The organism is Acinetobacter sp. UBA1496 (assembly GCF_002324975.1).
In the GTDB taxonomy this organism is placed as follows: domain Bacteria; phylum Pseudomonadota; class Gammaproteobacteria; order Pseudomonadales; family Moraxellaceae; genus Acinetobacter; species Acinetobacter variabilis.
Genome location: NZ_DCRI01000103.1, coordinates 1 through 16,568, shown reverse-complemented (window position 1 = coordinate 16,568; position 16,568 = coordinate 1). Strand labels below are relative to the sequence as shown.

The 16,568-nt window shown below is 43.8% G+C and carries 16 protein-coding genes; 6 read left to right on the top strand and 10 right to left on the bottom strand.

Features of this window, described 5'->3' with window-relative positions; all coding sequences use genetic code 11:
- A partial coding sequence (gene rpsO / locus B3143_RS12915) for a 30S ribosomal protein S15 (RefSeq protein WP_286740826.1) occupies window positions 1-189 on the top strand: 189 nt, incomplete at its 5' end.
- A gap of 249 nt (window positions 190-438) precedes the next feature.
- The gene (pnp, locus tag B3143_RS12910) at window positions 439-2,526 is read left to right on the top strand and encodes a polyribonucleotide nucleotidyltransferase (RefSeq protein ID WP_171064785.1); all 2,088 of its coding nucleotides are present in this window, start codon (window positions 439-441) and stop codon (window positions 2,524-2,526) included.
- 162 nt (window positions 2,527-2,688) lie between these two features.
- Here pnp and B3143_RS12905 read toward each other — a convergent pair whose 3' ends face one another.
- The 8 genes from B3143_RS12905 to B3143_RS12870 all read right to left on the bottom strand — a co-directional run bounded on the left by B3143_RS12905 (window position 2,689) and on the right by B3143_RS12870 (window position 11,022).
- Window positions 2,689-2,952 carry a YdcH family protein gene (locus B3143_RS12905; RefSeq protein WP_004781728.1) on the bottom strand — a complete coding sequence of 88 codons (264 nt, stop codon included), beginning with the start codon at window positions 2,950-2,952 and terminating at the stop codon, window positions 2,689-2,691.
- 93 nt (window positions 2,953-3,045) lie between these two features.
- On the bottom strand, window positions 3,046-3,375 hold the full coding sequence (locus tag B3143_RS12900; protein ID WP_004781729.1) for a chaperone modulator CbpM: 330 nt from the start codon (window positions 3,373-3,375) through the stop codon (window positions 3,046-3,048).
- A gap of 511 nt (window positions 3,376-3,886) precedes the next feature.
- Window positions 3,887-4,348 (bottom strand): DUF2147 domain-containing protein, encoded by a 462-nt coding sequence (locus B3143_RS12895; protein ID WP_004781731.1) that lies wholly within the window; start codon window positions 4,346-4,348, stop codon window positions 3,887-3,889.
- Between the two features lie 191 nt (window positions 4,349-4,539).
- Window positions 4,540-5,001, bottom strand: a complete 462-nt coding sequence (locus B3143_RS12890; RefSeq protein WP_004781732.1) for a DUF2147 domain-containing protein — start codon at window positions 4,999-5,001, stop codon at window positions 4,540-4,542.
- A gap of 277 nt (window positions 5,002-5,278) precedes the next feature.
- Window positions 5,279-5,728: a DUF2147 domain-containing protein gene (locus B3143_RS12885; RefSeq protein WP_004781733.1), complete on the bottom strand. Its 450-nt coding sequence runs from the start codon at window positions 5,726-5,728 to the stop codon at window positions 5,279-5,281.
- A gap of 214 nt (window positions 5,729-5,942) precedes the next feature.
- A complete protein-coding gene (gene hslO / locus B3143_RS12880; RefSeq protein WP_004781734.1) occupies window positions 5,943-6,818 on the bottom strand; it encodes an Hsp33 family molecular chaperone HslO in 876 nt (291 codons plus the stop codon).
- Between the two features lie 101 nt (window positions 6,819-6,919).
- Window positions 6,920-8,725 (bottom strand): cation:proton antiporter, encoded by a 1,806-nt coding sequence (locus B3143_RS12875; protein ID WP_104426676.1) that lies wholly within the window; start codon window positions 8,723-8,725, stop codon window positions 6,920-6,922.
- A 74-nt stretch (window positions 8,726-8,799) separates the two neighbouring features.
- On the bottom strand, window positions 8,800-11,022 hold the full coding sequence (locus tag B3143_RS12870) for a primosomal protein N' (protein ID WP_286740820.1): 2,223 nt from the start codon (window positions 11,020-11,022) through the stop codon (window positions 8,800-8,802).
- A gap of 149 nt (window positions 11,023-11,171) precedes the next feature.
- Here B3143_RS12870 and gspF point away from each other — a divergent pair, with 149 nt between their 5' ends.
- The 3 genes from gspF to B3143_RS12855 all read left to right on the top strand — a co-directional run bounded on the left by gspF (window position 11,172) and on the right by B3143_RS12855 (window position 13,565).
- The gene (gene gspF, locus B3143_RS12865) at window positions 11,172-12,377 is read left to right on the top strand and encodes a type II secretion system inner membrane protein GspF (protein WP_004781737.1); all 1,206 of its coding nucleotides are present in this window, start codon (window positions 11,172-11,174) and stop codon (window positions 12,375-12,377) included.
- A gap of 70 nt (window positions 12,378-12,447) precedes the next feature.
- Window positions 12,448-12,945 (top strand): type II secretion system major pseudopilin GspG, encoded by a 498-nt coding sequence (gene gspG, locus B3143_RS12860; protein WP_004781738.1) that lies wholly within the window; start codon window positions 12,448-12,450, stop codon window positions 12,943-12,945.
- 284 nt (window positions 12,946-13,229) lie between these two features.
- Window positions 13,230-13,565 carry a hypothetical protein gene (locus B3143_RS12855; RefSeq protein ID WP_286740819.1) on the top strand — a complete coding sequence of 112 codons (336 nt, stop codon included), beginning with the start codon at window positions 13,230-13,232 and terminating at the stop codon, window positions 13,563-13,565.
- 80 nt (window positions 13,566-13,645) lie between these two features.
- Here the strand turns inward: B3143_RS12855 and lnt are convergent, their stop codons facing one another.
- Together lnt and B3143_RS12845 are read right to left on the bottom strand one after the other, a co-directional pair.
- Window positions 13,646-15,205, bottom strand: a complete 1,560-nt coding sequence (gene lnt / locus B3143_RS12850; RefSeq protein WP_104426672.1) for an apolipoprotein N-acyltransferase — start codon at window positions 15,203-15,205, stop codon at window positions 13,646-13,648.
- Entirely contained in the window at window positions 15,202-16,041 is an 840-nt protein-coding gene (locus B3143_RS12845) for an HlyC/CorC family transporter (protein ID WP_004781742.1), read from the bottom strand. The genes lnt and B3143_RS12845 overlap by 4 nt, the downstream gene beginning before the upstream one ends.
- A gap of 201 nt (window positions 16,042-16,242) precedes the next feature.
- Between B3143_RS12845 and tusA the strand changes: the two genes are divergently transcribed.
- Window positions 16,243-16,503, top strand: coding sequence for a sulfurtransferase TusA (gene tusA, locus B3143_RS12840; RefSeq protein WP_004781744.1), 261 nt, complete (start codon window positions 16,243-16,245; stop codon window positions 16,501-16,503).
- The last annotated feature ends 65 nt before the right edge of the window (window positions 16,504-16,568 follow it).

Genomic DNA, 16,568 nt, shown 5'->3' with positions numbered 1-16,568 from the left:
CAAGTAGCTCTTTTAACTGCTCAAATCAATGACTTACAAGGTCACTTCAAAGAGCACAAACACGACCACCATAGCCGTCGCGGTCTGATCCGTATGGTTAACCAACGTCGTAAGCTTCTTGACTACCTAAATGGTAAAGACCACGGTCGTTATGTTGCATTGATCGGTGCTTTAGGTTTACGTCGTTAATTCGATTTAAACTTTATTTTCGGGTTTATTGCATGCCTTGTGCTTTATTACTGAAAACTAAAGTCGGTTTAGCCTTTGGCTAGATCAGGGGAAGGGGCGAATGTTCGCTCCTTCTTTGTGTTTAAAAATAGTGTTTATTTCTGGTGAGGTCGGCTTCTAAGCTTTGTCATTTACCCGTGCATTTGGACGTGAATGCCAAACCTTAGGGGTCTCCACTAGAATAAAATCAGGAAAAAATAAAACATGTCGATGTTTAATATTGTTCGTAAAGAATTCCAATTTGGCCAACATCAGGTTGTCCTAGAAACAGGTCGTGTTGCGCGTCAAGCCAATACCGTATTGATTACCATGGGCGGCGTAACTGTATTAGTTGCTGTTGTTGCTCAACCCACTGCTAAAGCAGGTCAAGACTTTTTCCCGCTGACTGTTAATTATCAAGAAAAACAATACGCAGCTGGCCGTATTCCTGGTGGTTACGGTAAACGTGAAGGCCGTGCATCTGAAGCTGAAACGCTGATTTCACGTCTGATCGACCGTCCAATTCGTCCATTGTTCCCAGAAGGTTACTATAACGAAATCCAGGTGACTGCGACTGTTGTGTCTTCTGACAAGACTATGGAAGCTGACATTGCAGCAATGCTGGGTACTTCTGCAGCACTTGCGATTGCAGGTACACCATTCCGTGGTCCAATCGGTGCGGCACGTGTGGGTCTGATCAACGGTGAATACGTTCTAAACCCAAGCTTTGAACAATTGAAGGAAAGTGATCTTGATCTTGTCGTTGCAGGTACGGAATCTGCAGTACTGATGGTTGAATCGGAAGCGAAAGAACTTTCGGAAGACCAAATGCTGGGTGCAGTATTGTTCGGTCATGATGAAATGCAAATCGCGATCCAAGCAATCAAAGAATTCGCGACTGCAGCTGGTGCGAAAGAATCAACTTGGGTTGCACCTGAGAAAAACGAAGACCTTCGTGCAAAACTGAAAGAAGCATTCGAAGCGAAAATCTCTGAAGCATATACCGTTGCGGTGAAACAAGACCGTTATGCAGCACTTGATGCACTTCAAGCAGAAGCACTAGCTCAGTTCGTTCCAGAAGGCGACGAAACTGGTCTTGCTGATGACGTAAACGAATTATTTGAAGATCTTAAATACCGTACCGTACGTGACAACATCCTGTCTGGTAAACCACGTATTGACGGTCGTGATACTAAAACTGTTCGTGCCCTTGATGTACAGGTTGGCGTATTAGAGCGTGCTCATGGTTCTGCATTATTCACACGTGGTGAAACTCAGGCATTGGTCACTACTACTCTGGGTAATACTCGTGATGCGTTGATGGTAGATACCCTGGCTGGTACCAAAACTGATAACTTCATGCTTCACTACAACTTCCCTGCATACTCTGTAGGTGAAACAGGTCGTGAATCTGGTCCTAAACGTCGTGAAATCGGTCACGGCCGTCTAGCTCGTCGTGGTGTTCAAGCCGTGCTTCCAGCAGCTGACCGCTTCCCGTACGTGATCCGTATCGTATCTGACATCACTGAATCTAATGGTTCATCTTCAATGGCGTCTGTATGTGGTGCTTCTCTATCATTGATGGATGCCGGTGTTCCACTTAAAGCACCAGTTGCGGGTATTGCAATGGGTCTGGTGAAAGAAGGCGAACGTTTCGCAGTTCTTTCTGACATCCTGGGTGACGAAGACCATCTTGGTGATATGGACTTTAAAGTAGCGGGTTCTGCTAACGGTATTACTGCGCTACAAATGGACATCAAGATTGAAGGTATTACCGAAGAGATCATGGAAGTTGCATTGAACCAGGCTTATGCAGGTCGTATGCACATCCTGAATGCAATGAACCAAGTGATTTCACGTGCTCGTCCAGAAATTTCTATGCACGCACCAACTTTCCAAGTGATCAACATCAACCCTGACAAGATCCGTGACGTGATTGGTAAAGGTGGTGCAACGATTCGTCAAATCACTGAAGAAACTAAAGCTGCGATTGACATCGAAGATAACGGTACAGTACGCGTATTTGGTGAAACTAAAGCTGCTGCACAAGCTGCGATTGCAAAAATCCAAGCGCTGACTGCTGAAGTTGAGCCAGGTACCATCTACACAGGTAAAGTGATTCGTATCGTTGAATTCGGTGCGTTCGTGAACATTCTGCCGGGTACTGACGGTCTGCTTCACATTTCTCAAATCTCTAACGAACGTATTGCCAACGTGGCTGACGTATTGAAAGAAGGTCAGGAAGTGAAAGTACAAGTTGCTGACGTTGATAACCGTGGTCGTATTAAATTGACAATGAAAGACATCGAACAAGCATAATTCGATGACTTTTTAAGTCTGAAAAAGCCCGCATCATGCGGGCTTTTTTATTTGGACAGATTCTTTATTTAAGAGCCAAGATCATTTAATAATCACATTTTAAGTAAAACGGATGATTAAGCCTTGTATTGAAACACTCTTGGTTGAGAAAGCTGTTCTCATTCAGGTAAGCGGATCGGCTTCAGAATTTTTTAACATGCGATAAATCTCGTCTTTTAATTTCAGTTTTTTGCGTTTAATCGCATCGATATCATCATTGATATGATTGACTGGATCGAGTTCAAGCTGGCTAATCTGTTTGTCCAATTCACTATGTTCCTCAAACAGTCGGGCAAAGTACGGATTTTCCTCACGTAATTGCACAATTAAATCACGGTATTCTGGGAACATATATTTGATCTTTTTATTGCAGTCTTTGGTTTTCATAGGGATATTTATCACTCAAAAAATAAAAGAAAAAAGCAAAATATGCCCTAGTCCGCATTGATTTAACTCAAGCAGACCGGACATTAAAAGACATTACTTGAAATGCAGATGTTTCACCTCGCGACGTAATTCCTGCACTTCATCAATGAGATCCAGCATCATGGCAACGGCACTAAAGGAAGCATCAAAATCACGCTGCAAACGGTAAGCCCGTTGTGCTCGAGTAATATCTTCCCCGAGGAAGGTACCAGGATGCGTTTTAGAACGGTTCGGCAAAATTCCATGTTCAATGAGTTGCATCACCCATTCCGGACTTTGGCCACATGCTTCAGAAAAGTGGAACAAATCAAAGGTACGATCATCCATGATTTCAGAGGGGATATAACCGTTGGAAAAGTTTTCTCTATATTGAATTGTAGTCATAGCTCTACTCCTTAAACAGCCAGGCTTGAGACATTCAGAAAGGAAGGTCGTCCTGAAGTAGGGGAATGCCATAATATTTTATGGCCGCTGCGCTGTGCCCTAACGGTATGGGATGCTATTTGAACCAGCATCCTACCTAGAAGAGGAACTCTTATCCTATGGAAATCCTGCTTGAACCTGAACAGCTCAGTCTGAGCAGGGAAACAAAGATCTAGGCGGGCATCTGTTTTTATAGTTTTATCTGTCATTTGCAAACCATCCGTTGTTTGCAACACACATTTACCCATGCCTATCAATTGAGGAATACATGTTGCATGGATACTCTGTTCCAGAGTCCGTAGCAGATTGAATTGCAGCTGAAGATAGATCATTGTGTGAATAAAAAATAACCGTCTTCGATTCATTATTATGAGTTTGGGCTAAGGGAAACAGTTTTTATTTGTACTTAATTGTTTCAAATCATAACCATTAAAAAAGCCCCTGAAACAGGGGCATGGAAAACTGAAAAAAATTAGTATTTTATCCAGGTAACACTGCGTCCGATAACCGAAACGCCTACATAACCACGCAGGGTCAGGCGTTTGCCATTGGCGCTTAAACGTGCTTTACCTTTGTAAACTTTACCGCTGATTGGATCAAGTACCTTGCCATCATGGAATTCGCGAGGTTTTTTTGGGTCTGCCTTAAAATCCCAGATAAATGGCAAGCCAATAAATGGTTTATTCTTAAGCTGTCCTGGACATTTGCTACAGATTCCCAGTTTTTCTGCACCTGGCAGGCTGCGGGTTTCTACGATAATTCCCTCATAGCTACCATCTGGTTTTTTGCGGATTTCGACATCAGCACGAGAATAACCGGATTGATCATCGATAGTCTTCCATTTCCCCAGTAGTGGATCTTCAGAAGCAAGGCTTAAACCTGCTACTGTTGCCAATGTGATCCCCATCATTAAGCGACTTAAAATTTTCTTCATAACATGCCTGTTGATCAATGATTATTCATATTAGACTTATTACTCTAATTTATTTATAAATTGTAACAAAATCAATAGTATAAATTGTGATGAGATTGGCATAAAATTAATGAATACATGTGAATTATCACATGAGATAAAAATAAAAAAGCTCCTTAGGAGCTTTTTTTCTTAATAGTCTGAATTCGAAACTAGTTTTTAATCCAGGTCATATTGCGTCCGACCGTTGCACCTTCAGCGCGGCTATGAATGGCGAGATGCCTGCCATTATTTTTCAGGCGGGCACGGGCCTGATAAAGCTGACCAGAAGCCGGGTCGAGCAGAGTGCCGTTGATAAATTCATTGCTATGGTCGGGATGACTACTCAATCCCTTGAGCATCGTCAGTCCAATGAGAGGCTGATCTTTCAATGCGCCTTTGCATAGAGTGCAAGTCTGCTGTCGAGCTGCCCCAGGAATCTCACGAACATACACAATTTTGGCAATATAGCGGTTCTGGGCATCCTTACTAATTACCACATCTGCCAAGGAATAACCGGTACGGTCATCAATGGTTTTCCAGTGGCCAAGTAATGGGTCACTGTTGGCGAAAGCAGATAGACTGATGGTGCTTGCTGCTGTAAGAATGATAGAACAAAGCAGTTTGAATCTCATTGCCACATTACCCCATGTTATTGAAAATATATTTAATTTCTTAAAGTCATAAAAAAATTATGGGATTAATATAACGTGAAAAATACACTAAATACCAGTCAATCATCACATTAAATTAAGAAAAATGAATATGAGTTAAAAATTACGTTCATTCATCCTAATGAGAGGGGGGAATATTTTCGTGATAAGGAATGGAATAAAGATAATGATTTTAAGCTGTCCAAGCCTTTGATCTGGTCAGACAGCTTACAGATGAGAATTTATAAAAAAATGAGGTTTATTCGACTTTCACCCAGGACACTGTACGTCCGAGCATGGGTGTACCTACATAGCCACGAAGCGTCAGCACATTGCCTCGGGAATTCAGCGTTGCCTTGCTTTTATAGACATTGCCGGTTAGTGGATCGAGAATTGAACCATTAACGAATTCATTTTTCTTTTCTGGATTTGGCTTTAGACCTGATAAGACAGAGAGACCCAGAATAGGTACATCTTTCAGTGCCTCCTTACATTTAGAGCAATGGGTATGTGCAGGACGATTTGGAATGGCATGAATACGAATGACTTTACCTTGGTAGGTACCATCATTGAGTTTACTGATTTCAACATCAGCACGCGCATAGCCCGTTTTGTCATCAATGGCTTTCCATGTGCCCGTGATTTCGGCTGCATAGCTGAAGCTCTGCACAGCACATAACATCACACCCATTAAATATCGAAATTTCATTTAAAATATTCCACTTATTTTTTTGATTTTTTTTACTTTGAAAATACCGTTGATCTTCTGATTCTATCGGTGTGCAAATTTTAATCATGGGGCAAGCTTGAAATTAAGTACATTTGTCTTTTTTATGAGAAATTTTGGTCAATATTTTATGAAAATATAAAATGAAAAAAGCACTCAATATTGAGTGCTTTTTTGAGTCGAACAGGGGCTGTTATTAACTGAGGTGTTCGCCAAACAGACTCAAAGCTTCTTCAGCCGTAAAAATATAACGGCTATTACAGAACTGACAGTCCATCTCAATTGGATTCTGGAATTCTAAAGTTTCACGAACCGATTCTACACCAATCTGCTGTAAGGCAATCGCACAACGTTCTTTAGAACAGGTACAGCCAAACTGTAAATGTTCTACTTCTGGTAAGCGCACTTCTTCTTCGTTATATAAACGATAGAGAATTTCATTGGCCTCCAGAGTGACCAGTTCTTCTGTTTTTAATGTTTCAGTCAGCATAGTCAGACGTGGCCATAAGTCTTCATCGACACGGCGTTGTTCTTCTTCACTGTTACGCGGTAGCAATTGAATCAGCAAACCACCTGCACGGTTGTTGTCACTGGCCAGCACGATACGTGTCGGAATCTGGGCAGACAGGTCATAATATTGCATCAGACAGCCAGCCAAATTTTCCTGATCAAGCGGAACAATACCTTGATAACGCTCACCAAATTCAGGCTCGATATTGATAAACAGCACTGGATTAGTCAGTGATTTTAAAACTGTGCTGCTATCTTCTGCTGCCTGAAAATGCGGATCTTCTTCATAATCCGCCAGTGCACGTACTTCACCGCGATGGTTACATTCAGCCATTGCCCATTTAAATGTGCCTGAAGCCTGAATTTGCAGGCTGATACGCCCTTTAATTTTCAGGGTACTGGCCAATAGTGCAGTGGCACTCAGCATTTCACCTAACAGGATTTTTACTGCAGGCGCATAATCACGCTGGGCCAAAATTGTTTGTAAAGCTTCTTCAAGATGCACCACTTCACCACGAACAGGGCTATCTTCAATAAAAAAGCGTTGGCGTAAATCAGACATAAAATTCTCCATAACCCTGCTTTAATGGTGGCATTATTGTAAAACACAAGTTATGCCAGATCATCTCTTATGACATCAATTCCTGAAGCGTTGTTGTCCTGTTACGTGTCCGTATCCTGTTCCGATACTTTTTTTAGCTGATCCTGAGCAAAAAGATGCTCCAGTTCTGCCAGTGTACTCCTTGAGCCTGCGGAATTAAACGGGCTCTCCGTATCCGGATGAAATTGACTATTGAGCAGGTTTTCATCGTGAGTATGAAACTCATGGATCTTTTGTTGCACCTGTTCTTCAGACAACCCACTCAGCTGACCTAGCAGACCCTGACTTAGTTCTAGTGCAGAAGCATAGGTTTCTCGCCAGATTCGTTCCACGCCCAGCTCCTGAAGTAAATGGACATGATGCCGGTCACGTGCCCGTACCCATAAAGACATATCAGGATAATTTAATCGCAGATGTCGGACGGTCAGCAGTGAATCTTCAATATCATCAATGGCGACAATCGCATGCTGAACCGTATCCAGATGTGCCTGAGCTAAAGCCTCTGGCTCAGTCGCATTGGCCTGATAGAAGGTAATACCGTAAGAGGTCAGCAATTCAGTTGCTTCGATATTGCTGTCCATTACACTGAATTTTTGCTGTTGTTGCAGCAAAATACGGGCAATAATCTGGCCAAAACGGCCAAAACCGATTAATAAAATTGGTGCAGTATTTGGTGGAAGGCTTTCAATGTCAAAGGTCGCTGCCAAATGATTTTGCCGATCCAATCGTGGCAGAATCTGGTCATGCAATAACCAGTAAAATGCCGGTGTGAGTAGCATGGATAAACTTGCCATCCACATCAATGGGGAGAGCAGGGCGGGAGTAATGATCTGCTGTGAAAGTGCAATGATGAGTGCCAGAAAAGCGAACTCACCACTTTGTGCCACACTGGCAGCCAGTAGCGTACTGTTGCGCCAACTATGCTGATAATAACGTGCCAATCCTAAGGTAATCGCAAATTTAATCAGGATCAGCGAAAGTGTTCCAGCAATAATCAATCCAGGTTGCGTTAGTACATCGGCAAACTGCAATGACATGCCCAGACTGATGAAGGCTAGCCCAATCAATAATCCACTAAAAGGCTGCAGACTCTTTTCAATCGAAATCCGGAAATCAGAATCTGCTAGTAACATACCGGAAAATAATGCCGCCAGGTACAGATTCAGTCCCAGCGTATCCATCAGGACTAGTAAGCCCAGGAAAATGACAATAGCAACAATGCTGTGCAATTCATGACGACCACTTTTGGCAATCCAGCGATAAAGCGGCTGCATGAAATAGCGGTTACATAGAAATAAGCCAGTAAAGGTAGCCATCATGGCAGCAAAATAAGCTATGCCATGTTCTGTTGAACTGACGCCTGCAAAGAGCGGAATTGCTGCAATGACAGGAATTGCAATCAGTGCATGAATCAGGGTGTTGGCATAAGCGGATTGACCATAACTGGTCGCCAGTTGTTGCTGATTGTTTAAAAACTGCGTGACCAACGTCATGGCAGAGAGGCTGCCTGCCAGTCCGATAACAATACTGGAAACCAGATTATGATCGAGAAAGAACCAGGCCAGCAGGCCAAAAATCAGGGTCGTGCTCAGTACCTGTAAAATGGCCATAAACCACAGGGATTGTCTAAGCTGAAGAATTCGTTGTGGTCTGAGTTGTAGACCAATCCAGAACATTAGGGCCAACAGGCTGATTTGAATAAAAGTCTGCATCACCTCAGGAGCAGAGATCAGTGCTAAGGCACTCGGCCCAATGATTAAACCTGTCAGTAAATAGCCCAGCACTGTTGGCAGTCTGAGTTTATAGCTCAGTGGCACCATTAATAGTGCAATCACCAGAACCAGTGCTATTTGTAACAGTATCGACATTTTTCCGCCTTAAATTTTATTTTCATCCAGTCTTAAAGTTGAGCCTTTCTCAAATGAAGATGGGCTCAATATTTTTAGCTGAGTTCTTGTGGATCGATATCCAGTGTCAGCTTCATATTGGATGGCTTATCTTGTAACAGGTTTTGCCACCAGCTACGGACATAATAATGCAAACGGGCACGGTCTGCGGACAATAGCACCATATGGGATTGATAGCGTCCGGCCTTGCGTTCCATCGGAGCAGGAATAGGACCCCAGATGTCCAGCACCAGATCGGGATATTGCCTGAGCAGAGCAGCATGTTTCTGTAAGAATTCGGTATTTTGTGCCTGATCTTTGGATTCACAGCGAATCAGCACGGCATAACGAAAAGGAGGCATCTGGGCGATTTGCCGTTCGGTCAAAGTCTGCTTGGCAAAGGCGCGGTAATTTTCAGTGACTAAGGTATTCAGCAGCGCATGATCAGGTCTTAGGGTCTGTAAATATACATCCCCTTTATGTTCCCCACGTCCTGCACGTCCTGCGACCTGTACGATCAATTGTGCTGTACGTTCTGTGGCCCGGAAATCGACACTGAGCAGACCGGAATCGATATCCAAAATTGCAACCAGCGTGACATAAGGAAAATGATGGCCTTTGGCCAGCATCTGCGTGCCGAGCAGAATCGCAGGCTCACTTTTCTGAATCTTGTCATAGATCTTTTGCCAACTACCGACCCGGCTGGTTGAGTCGCGATCGACCCGGATCACTTCAAAATCTGGAAAAAGCTCATTCAGATGTTCTTCAACTTTTCCAGTCCCCATGCCTAAAGTGGCCAACTCCTGATGCTGGCATTGCGGACACTGTTCAGGCATACGATGAATGGTGCCGCAATGATGACAATGCAGATGTTGATAAGGTTGCCGGTGCACAGTGAAATTGGCATCACAGTTCGGACACTGCGCCTGCCAGCCACAATTGCCACAAATCAGTACGGGCGCATAACCACGACGATTCAGGAAAATGAGTACCTGTTCTTTTTTAGTCAGGCGCTTTTTAATTTCTTCAATCAGATGTAGGCTGATGCCATGCTGCTTTGGCACTACCTTTAAATCTAGAATATGGATTTTCGGCATTAGCGCTGTACCCGCGCGTTGATTCAGTTCCAGCACCTGCATTTTGCCTTGCTGCACCAGTGCATAACTGTCAATGCTGGGTGTTGCCGAACCCAAGAGTACTGGACATTGCTGTAAATGTCCCCGGTACAATGCCACATCACGGGCATGATAGCGAAAGCCTTCCTGCTGTTTAAAAGACAGGTCATGCTCTTCATCCAGAATGATCAGGCCCAGATTCGGCATCGGTGTATAAATCGCAGAACGGGTGCCAAGTACAATGGACGCTTTACCGGTTTCAGCGGCTTGCCAGGCTTGTAAGCGTTTACTGTCATTCAGGCCAGAGTGAAGCAGGGCGATATGACAATGGAAGCGGGATTGAAAGCGGCTAATGGTTTGTGGCGTCAGTCCGATTTCAGGCACCAGTACCAGCACCTGCTTGCCCTGTTTGAGTACCTGTTCCATGATCTGAAGATAGACTTCAGTTTTGCCACTGCCAGTCAGGCCATCGAGTAAAAAGGCCTGATATTGCTTGCGGTATTTCAGCACTTGCTGAATCGCATGCTTTTGTTCCGCATTGGCCGTTAATGGCATCTGGGCCAGTTGTACAGGTTGCGGGCTAAAATCCTGTGCTTCCAGTACACATTCGCAAATCCCTTTTTTTTCGAGTGCTTTTAAAGTCGCTGTTTCTATTCCGGCCAGATTTAAGAGATTCTCAGTTGTTCCCACCGGATGCAGTTTTAGAATCCGATAAGCTTCCTGTTGCCTCTCGGAACGGCGAACTTTGGCTTCAGCCTCATGATCCAGCAATTTCCAGTTTCGGGCCAGCAGGTTATAAGGTTTGCCCTGACGCAATAAGGTCGGCAAGGCAGTCTGGATCACTTCCCCAATGGGAAACTGGTAATACTGTGCTGACCAGGTCAATACACTTAAAACTTGGGAATTGATAATGGCACGGTCATCTAAAAGCTCGGTAATGGCTTTCAGTTTGAAACTGGGATCAATCGGAGCATCTAGCGGTAATTTTTCAGTAATTACGCCGACCAGATTTTGCCGGCCAAAAGAAACCGCGACTCGGGCACCCACTTCTGCCTGCTGATATTGTTCCTGACTCAAGCTATAGTCAAAACAGTCAAACAGATGCACCGGCACTGCAACACGAACACGATAAACAGGGGCAGTAACGGGAACAGAATTTGGCATAGTAACAGAGTGGGTCCTGATGAAATTTCGTCGTGCTCAAAGTTCAGTTATGTTAGAGTGAGCAGATAATTTATATTGAAGAATATGAATGATTTTGATGGTCTGACGCAACAGCGTTAAGCAAAATTTTGGAAAATTAGAGCATTACAATGCCTGCATATCAGTTTACTGCGCTTGACGCTTCAGGGAAGCAGCAAAAAGGCGTGCTTGAGGGGGATTCAGCACGACAAATCCGGCAACAGCTTCGGGATCAGGCGCTGATTCCGGTCTCTGTAGATCCAGTTGAGAAAAAAGACCAGCACTACCGTCGCAAATGGTTTGAAAAAAGCATTACTGCTTATGATTTGGCTCTTATGACCCGACAACTCTCGGTACTGGTCGCTGCCGCAATTCCGCTGGAAGAAGCTATTCGCGCCGTCGGCAAGCAGAGCGAAAAAGTTCATGTGCAAAATCTGCTGATGTCAGTACGTTCTAAAGTGCTGGAAGGACATAGCTTGGCTCAGGCGCTACAACAGTCTGGACGTTTTCCAGAGCTGTATATTGCCACTATTGCGGCTGGTGAACGTTCTGGTCACTTGGACCTGATCTTGGATCAGTTAGCTGACTATACCGAAAACCGTTTTGCTATGCAGAAAAAGATTCAAGGGGCGATGATCTATCCGATTATTTTGCTCTTGATGTCTTTTGCAATTGTGATGGGTCTGATGACCTATGTAGTACCGGATATCGTCAAGACCTTTGATCAAAGTAAAGATGCCTTGCCTTGGATTACAGTGACTTTAATGAAAGCCAGCGATTTTATCCGGATCGCGTGGCCATTTTTATTGATAGGGAGTGCGGTAGGTATTTTTCTTCTGGTACGGTTTTTAAGAACAACGGCTGGGCATTATGCTTTTGATCGCCTGACGCTGAAACTACCTTTATTCGGAAAATTATCACGTGGCATTAATGCTGCCCGTTTTGCCAGTACTCTATCGATTCTGACCCAGTCCGGTGTGCCATTGGTGGATGCCTTACGTATCGGGGCAGCGGTAAGTAATAACTGGGTGATTCGGGATTCGGTTAATCTGGCTGCTGAAAAAGTCACTGAAGGCGGGAACCTGGCTACCCAGCTGGAACGTAGTGGTTATTTCCCCCCGATGATGGTACAAATGATCAAAAGTGGTGAAGCCTCGGGGGAGCTGGATCGTATGCTGGAACGGGCATCGACCATGCAGGATCGGGAAGTGACCACGCTGATCTCGACATTACTCGCACTTCTAGAGCCGCTGATGCTGGTATTCATGGCCAGTATTGTGCTGGTAATTGTGATCGCAGTGATGCTGCCAATCGTGAATATGAATAATATGATTTAAATAACATGTGTAACGTCTACAAAGAATTGAAAGTGCCTGAAACTTTCTAAAGATGAATGAGAGATATTGAATGAAAAGGAATCCAAATCAAGCCAAAGACCCTTCAACTATAGCGGTTGAACCTACCGTACGTGTGAGCCAGTTACGTGCCCATCGTGCCTCAGGTTTTACCCTGATTGAAGTAATGGTGGTTATTGTTATTCTTGGCGTACTTGCAGCGCTGATTGTTCCAAATGTAATGGGACGCGGTGAAAAAGCTAAAGTGGATACTACCGTCATCAAATTGCAGAGTATTGCGGGTTCACTGGATCAATATAAGCTGGACAATGGCAAATATCCAAGCATGCAAGAAGGTGGTCTGGATGCACTGGTAAATCAGCCAGCAACAGCGAAGAATTGGTTGCCAGGTGGCTATGTGAAAGGAGGTTACCCAAAAGACAGCTGGGATAATGACCTGCAATACGTGATTCCAGGAACCAATGGTCGTGCTTTTGATTTGTACTCTTTTGGTGCCGATGGACAGGCAGGTGGGGAAGGAACTGATGCTGATATTTATTACCAACCTTAACTGATAATTATTATAAATTAGTAGGTTATTGAATATATCACTTCACTTGATTGGTTGTTTCAATATTAGGTGAAGTGATAATAACTCTCAATCATAAAATATAATATAAGCAATTGAATTTAATAATACTATTATAATATTGGTGATTTGATAGTTATAATAAGAATTATTCCCATATTTATCTATTACAATTATCGTAAAATGTGAATAAATATAGACTTTCTATTTACAAAAAATAGCTCATAATATTCTTAATGGCCCTTTTTTAGCCAAAGGAGAATGGTATGAAAGCATTAATATTGTCGGATGAAATAAACCAGTTTCATTGGTCGATGCTGAAATCTGTTCTTTTGGTTTTAAGCATTCTTCCAGCCAGTCATGGAATTTTGCATTTATGGCAGACCACTGAAGGCAGCAGCCAGATTATGGTGGGTTTCTTTGCCATTAGCATGATGAGTACCTTATTCGTACTATGCTTCTGGTCAGCATTAAAAGCGTCTGTCGTACAGTTTGAACAGGAACAGGCTTCTGCATTTGAAAACGGAATTGTACAGGTCTATCGCTATATTCCAATGCTGTCACTGGCGAGCATGTTATCTTATCTGGTGATCCAGTTTTAATAACATATAGATAAAAAACCGAGGCATGAACCTCGGTTTTTTATAGCTCCTCCTTTTTAAAAGAGGGACTTTTGAGAGAATTATCTTCTCGACTTAAAGCTGATATCCACCTTACGTGGGCGGAAGCGCCAACCCAGTAATAATAACAATACGGAGAAAATCAATACTGGCCAGTCGCTAAGTTTCATGTAAAGCGTTTCACCCTGCATGGCGGGTAACTCACCGCGGAGTATAGCTTCTTTATCCATAGGTGCACGTTTCACAATATGGCCATTGTGGTCGATGAACGCAGTTACCCCAGTATTGGTAGCACGAATAAACCAGCGACCATTTTCCTTGGCCCGCATTTGTACCATCTGTAAATGTTGCTGTGGACCGGCAGTGCCAGTAAACCAGGCATCATTAGATACGGTCACCAGAAAATCGCTTTGGCTGGCATTACGACGAGTCAGGTTTGGATAAGCCACTTCATAGCAAATCGCTGCACCTAAAGGATGGTTTTTCACATTTAATGGTTTCTGGATATCCGCACCACGCGAGAAACCACTCACCGAAGGGTCGTTTTGCAGAGCTGGAAGTACCCAACTGAGTGCGCCAGAGAGTGGAATATATTCTCCAAAAGGCACCAGACGCTGCTTCTTATAAAGACCACTCGACTCATCACCAGTGGCCATGATGCTATTGTAATATTTTGGCGTGCCTGCTTCCTGTGACTCAGCCAGATCCCAGAACGGAATACCTGTGACCCAAGCTGTTCCAGATTTTTCTGCCTGAACTTTCATGGCATCCAAGAAAGGTTCGATATCAGTCTGGAACATCGGAATCGAAGATTCTGGCCAGACAATCAGGTCACGTCCCCATTCTGTCTTGCTCAGATTTGCATAGATCAGTAAGGTTTTTACCTGATATTCAGTTAACCATTTCAGGTCCTGAGGGATATTGCCCTGAATCAGAGAAACGGTGAGCGGCTTTTCATTTTTTTCTTGCACAAAAGTCAGTTGTGCAGCACCCCAAGCCCCCAATAACAGGAATGCAGAAGGAACGATCCAGAAGACCTGTTTACTTAAGATTTCAACCAGTGCACAGGCCAGAACAATCACTACAAAGGACACCCCAAATACACCGAATAAAGGCGCGTAGGCATCCAGATAGAGCTCAGTAAAAGCATAACCTGCAAAGAGCCATGGGAAACCGGTAAATACCCAGGTTTTGGCCCATTCAAAGATCACCCAAAGTGGTGCGAAGGTAAGAGGTGTTTCCGGGAAAAATCGACGATAAATGCAAGTCTGAAGCGCAGTAAACAGTCCCATGACAATCGCCATGATCAGGATCATGATTACGCTCAGGAAAGCACTGGTATCGCCATACACATGAATAGAGGTATAGAGCCAGAATGCACCCACAAACCACAATCCAATTCCATAAGCCCAGCCAATACCAAAGGCCTGTTTCGCACTACGACCACGGACGCAAGCATACAGTAAGGCAGGAGAGAGAATCGCCAGCCACCAGTAATGATAAGGTGCCAAAGCCAGGCTAAAAATAGCGCCGGCAAATAAGGCAATCAATACAGGATAAATTAAGGCTAACTGCTTTTGCTGCTGGGCTGGATTTAATAGCTTATCGAAATATGCTCTCATTGGCGCACAGCTCGAATTAAACGAATAGAACGTGAATCTGCCTCAAGAATGGTAAATTGCCAGTTTTCCAGTTCAATCGTCTGACCTTCCAGATCATTTACCAGACCGATTTCCTGCAATAACAAACCGCCCATGGTTTCAACTTCATCATCGGAGAAATTGGCATCCAGCATATTGTTAAAATGCTCGATTGGTGTCAGCGCTTGTACTACCCATGTATTGGCTGTTTTCGGGTCTTGGTCTGGAACAATATATTGTGCTTCTTCATCAGCAATATCATGTTCGTCTTCAATTTCACCCACAATTTCTTCGAGAATATCTTCTAGGGTTACCAGGCCTGAAGTTGTACCGTACTCATCAATTACTACCGCAATATGAGTCTGGGTATTTTTCAGCATACGCAGAACCTGGTCGGAACGCGCACTTTCCGGTACAAACAATGGCTGACGCATCAAGGCACGAATATCGACTTTGGAAGAAGGCTCGGTCAGGAAAGGAAGCAGATCTTTGGCCAGCAAAATACCAACTACATTATCCGGTTGATCCGATGAGAACACAGGGAATCGCGAATGCGCAGATTCAACTAAAACATGCAAAATTTCGAGAAGTTGGTCATCTTCCTGCAAGCTAATCATGGACGTTCTTGGCGTCATGACTTCACGAATTTTGGTGGCCGGCAGATCCAGTACGCCTTCCAGCATTGCAACAGTATCGGGTTCTAAAAATCGACGTGAATCTTGTACTAATTTTAGCAGTTCGTCGCGAGTTTCGGGTGCAGTTCCCAGCCATTTACGTAAGCCGCGCATACCCCACGACGGGCCTGATTCCTCGTGCATGATCTTTCCTAAAGACTCTTAATATCTAAAAAAACGTGATTTTATCATACCGCAGAAAATACGCTTGTCTATTGTAATTATGCTGCGCAGACTTGATCTTACGGGTCAGTCTGGTTTTGTGAACTGGCTCAAAGCGTGGGCTGCAATGCCATAGCCGCTTTATGCTAAAATAAGGCTGATCTTGAATTCCTGAGTCTGTCGATGTCTGAAGCCGAAATTACGCCAAGCCTGCAATTGAATACCCGTGGATTACGCTGCCCTGAGCCAGTCATGATGTTGCATCAAGCCATCCGTAAGTCTAAAGCTGGTGATGTAGTTGAAGTTTTTGCTACGGATAATTCGACCTCTTGGGATATTCCAAAATTCTGTATGCATCTCGGCCATGAACTACTGCTCCAAGAAGAGCGTCTGGATGAAAATGGCAATAAAGAGTTCCATTATCTGGTGAAAAAAGGCGGTTAAAAGATTTTTTTGGGTAGATGAGTGATTCATTTGCCCATATTTTTGAAAGATTAGGGTCTGTTGAC

What these genes read in the sequence shown, in the direction of transcription:
- pnp (WP_171064785.1), top strand. Translation starts at nt 439, where the DNA reads ATGTTTAATATTGTTCGTAAAGAATTCCAATTTGGCCAACATCAGGTT.
- B3143_RS12905 (WP_004781728.1), bottom strand. Translation starts at nt 2,952, where the DNA reads ATGAAAACCAAAGACTGCAATAAAAAGATCAAATATATGTTCCCAGAA.
- B3143_RS12900 (WP_004781729.1), bottom strand. Translation starts at nt 3,375, where the DNA reads ATGACTACAATTCAATATAGAGAAAACTTTTCCAACGGTTATATCCCC.
- B3143_RS12895 (WP_004781731.1), bottom strand. Translation starts at nt 4,348, where the DNA reads ATGAAGAAAATTTTAAGTCGCTTAATGATGGGGATCACATTGGCAACA.
- B3143_RS12890 (WP_004781732.1), bottom strand. Translation starts at nt 5,001, where the DNA reads ATGAGATTCAAACTGCTTTGTTCTATCATTCTTACAGCAGCAAGCACC.
- B3143_RS12885 (WP_004781733.1), bottom strand. Translation starts at nt 5,728, where the DNA reads ATGAAATTTCGATATTTAATGGGTGTGATGTTATGTGCTGTGCAGAGC.
- hslO (WP_004781734.1), bottom strand. Translation starts at nt 6,818, where the DNA reads ATGTCTGATTTACGCCAACGCTTTTTTATTGAAGATAGCCCTGTTCGT.
- B3143_RS12875 (WP_104426676.1), bottom strand. Translation starts at nt 8,725, where the DNA reads ATGTCGATACTGTTACAAATAGCACTGGTTCTGGTGATTGCACTATTA.
- B3143_RS12870 (WP_286740820.1), bottom strand. Translation starts at nt 11,022, where the DNA reads ATGCCAAATTCTGTTCCCGTTACTGCCCCTGTTTATCGTGTTCGTGTT.
- gspF (WP_004781737.1), top strand. Translation starts at nt 11,172, where the DNA reads ATGCCTGCATATCAGTTTACTGCGCTTGACGCTTCAGGGAAGCAGCAA.
- gspG (WP_004781738.1), top strand. Translation starts at nt 12,448, where the DNA reads ATGAAAAGGAATCCAAATCAAGCCAAAGACCCTTCAACTATAGCGGTT.
- B3143_RS12855 (WP_286740819.1), top strand. Translation starts at nt 13,230, where the DNA reads ATGAAAGCATTAATATTGTCGGATGAAATAAACCAGTTTCATTGGTCG.
- lnt (WP_104426672.1), bottom strand. Translation starts at nt 15,205, where the DNA reads ATGAGAGCATATTTCGATAAGCTATTAAATCCAGCCCAGCAGCAAAAG.
- B3143_RS12845 (WP_004781742.1), bottom strand. Translation starts at nt 16,041, where the DNA reads ATGCACGAGGAATCAGGCCCGTCGTGGGGTATGCGCGGCTTACGTAAA.
- tusA (WP_004781744.1), top strand. Translation starts at nt 16,243, where the DNA reads ATGTCTGAAGCCGAAATTACGCCAAGCCTGCAATTGAATACCCGTGGA.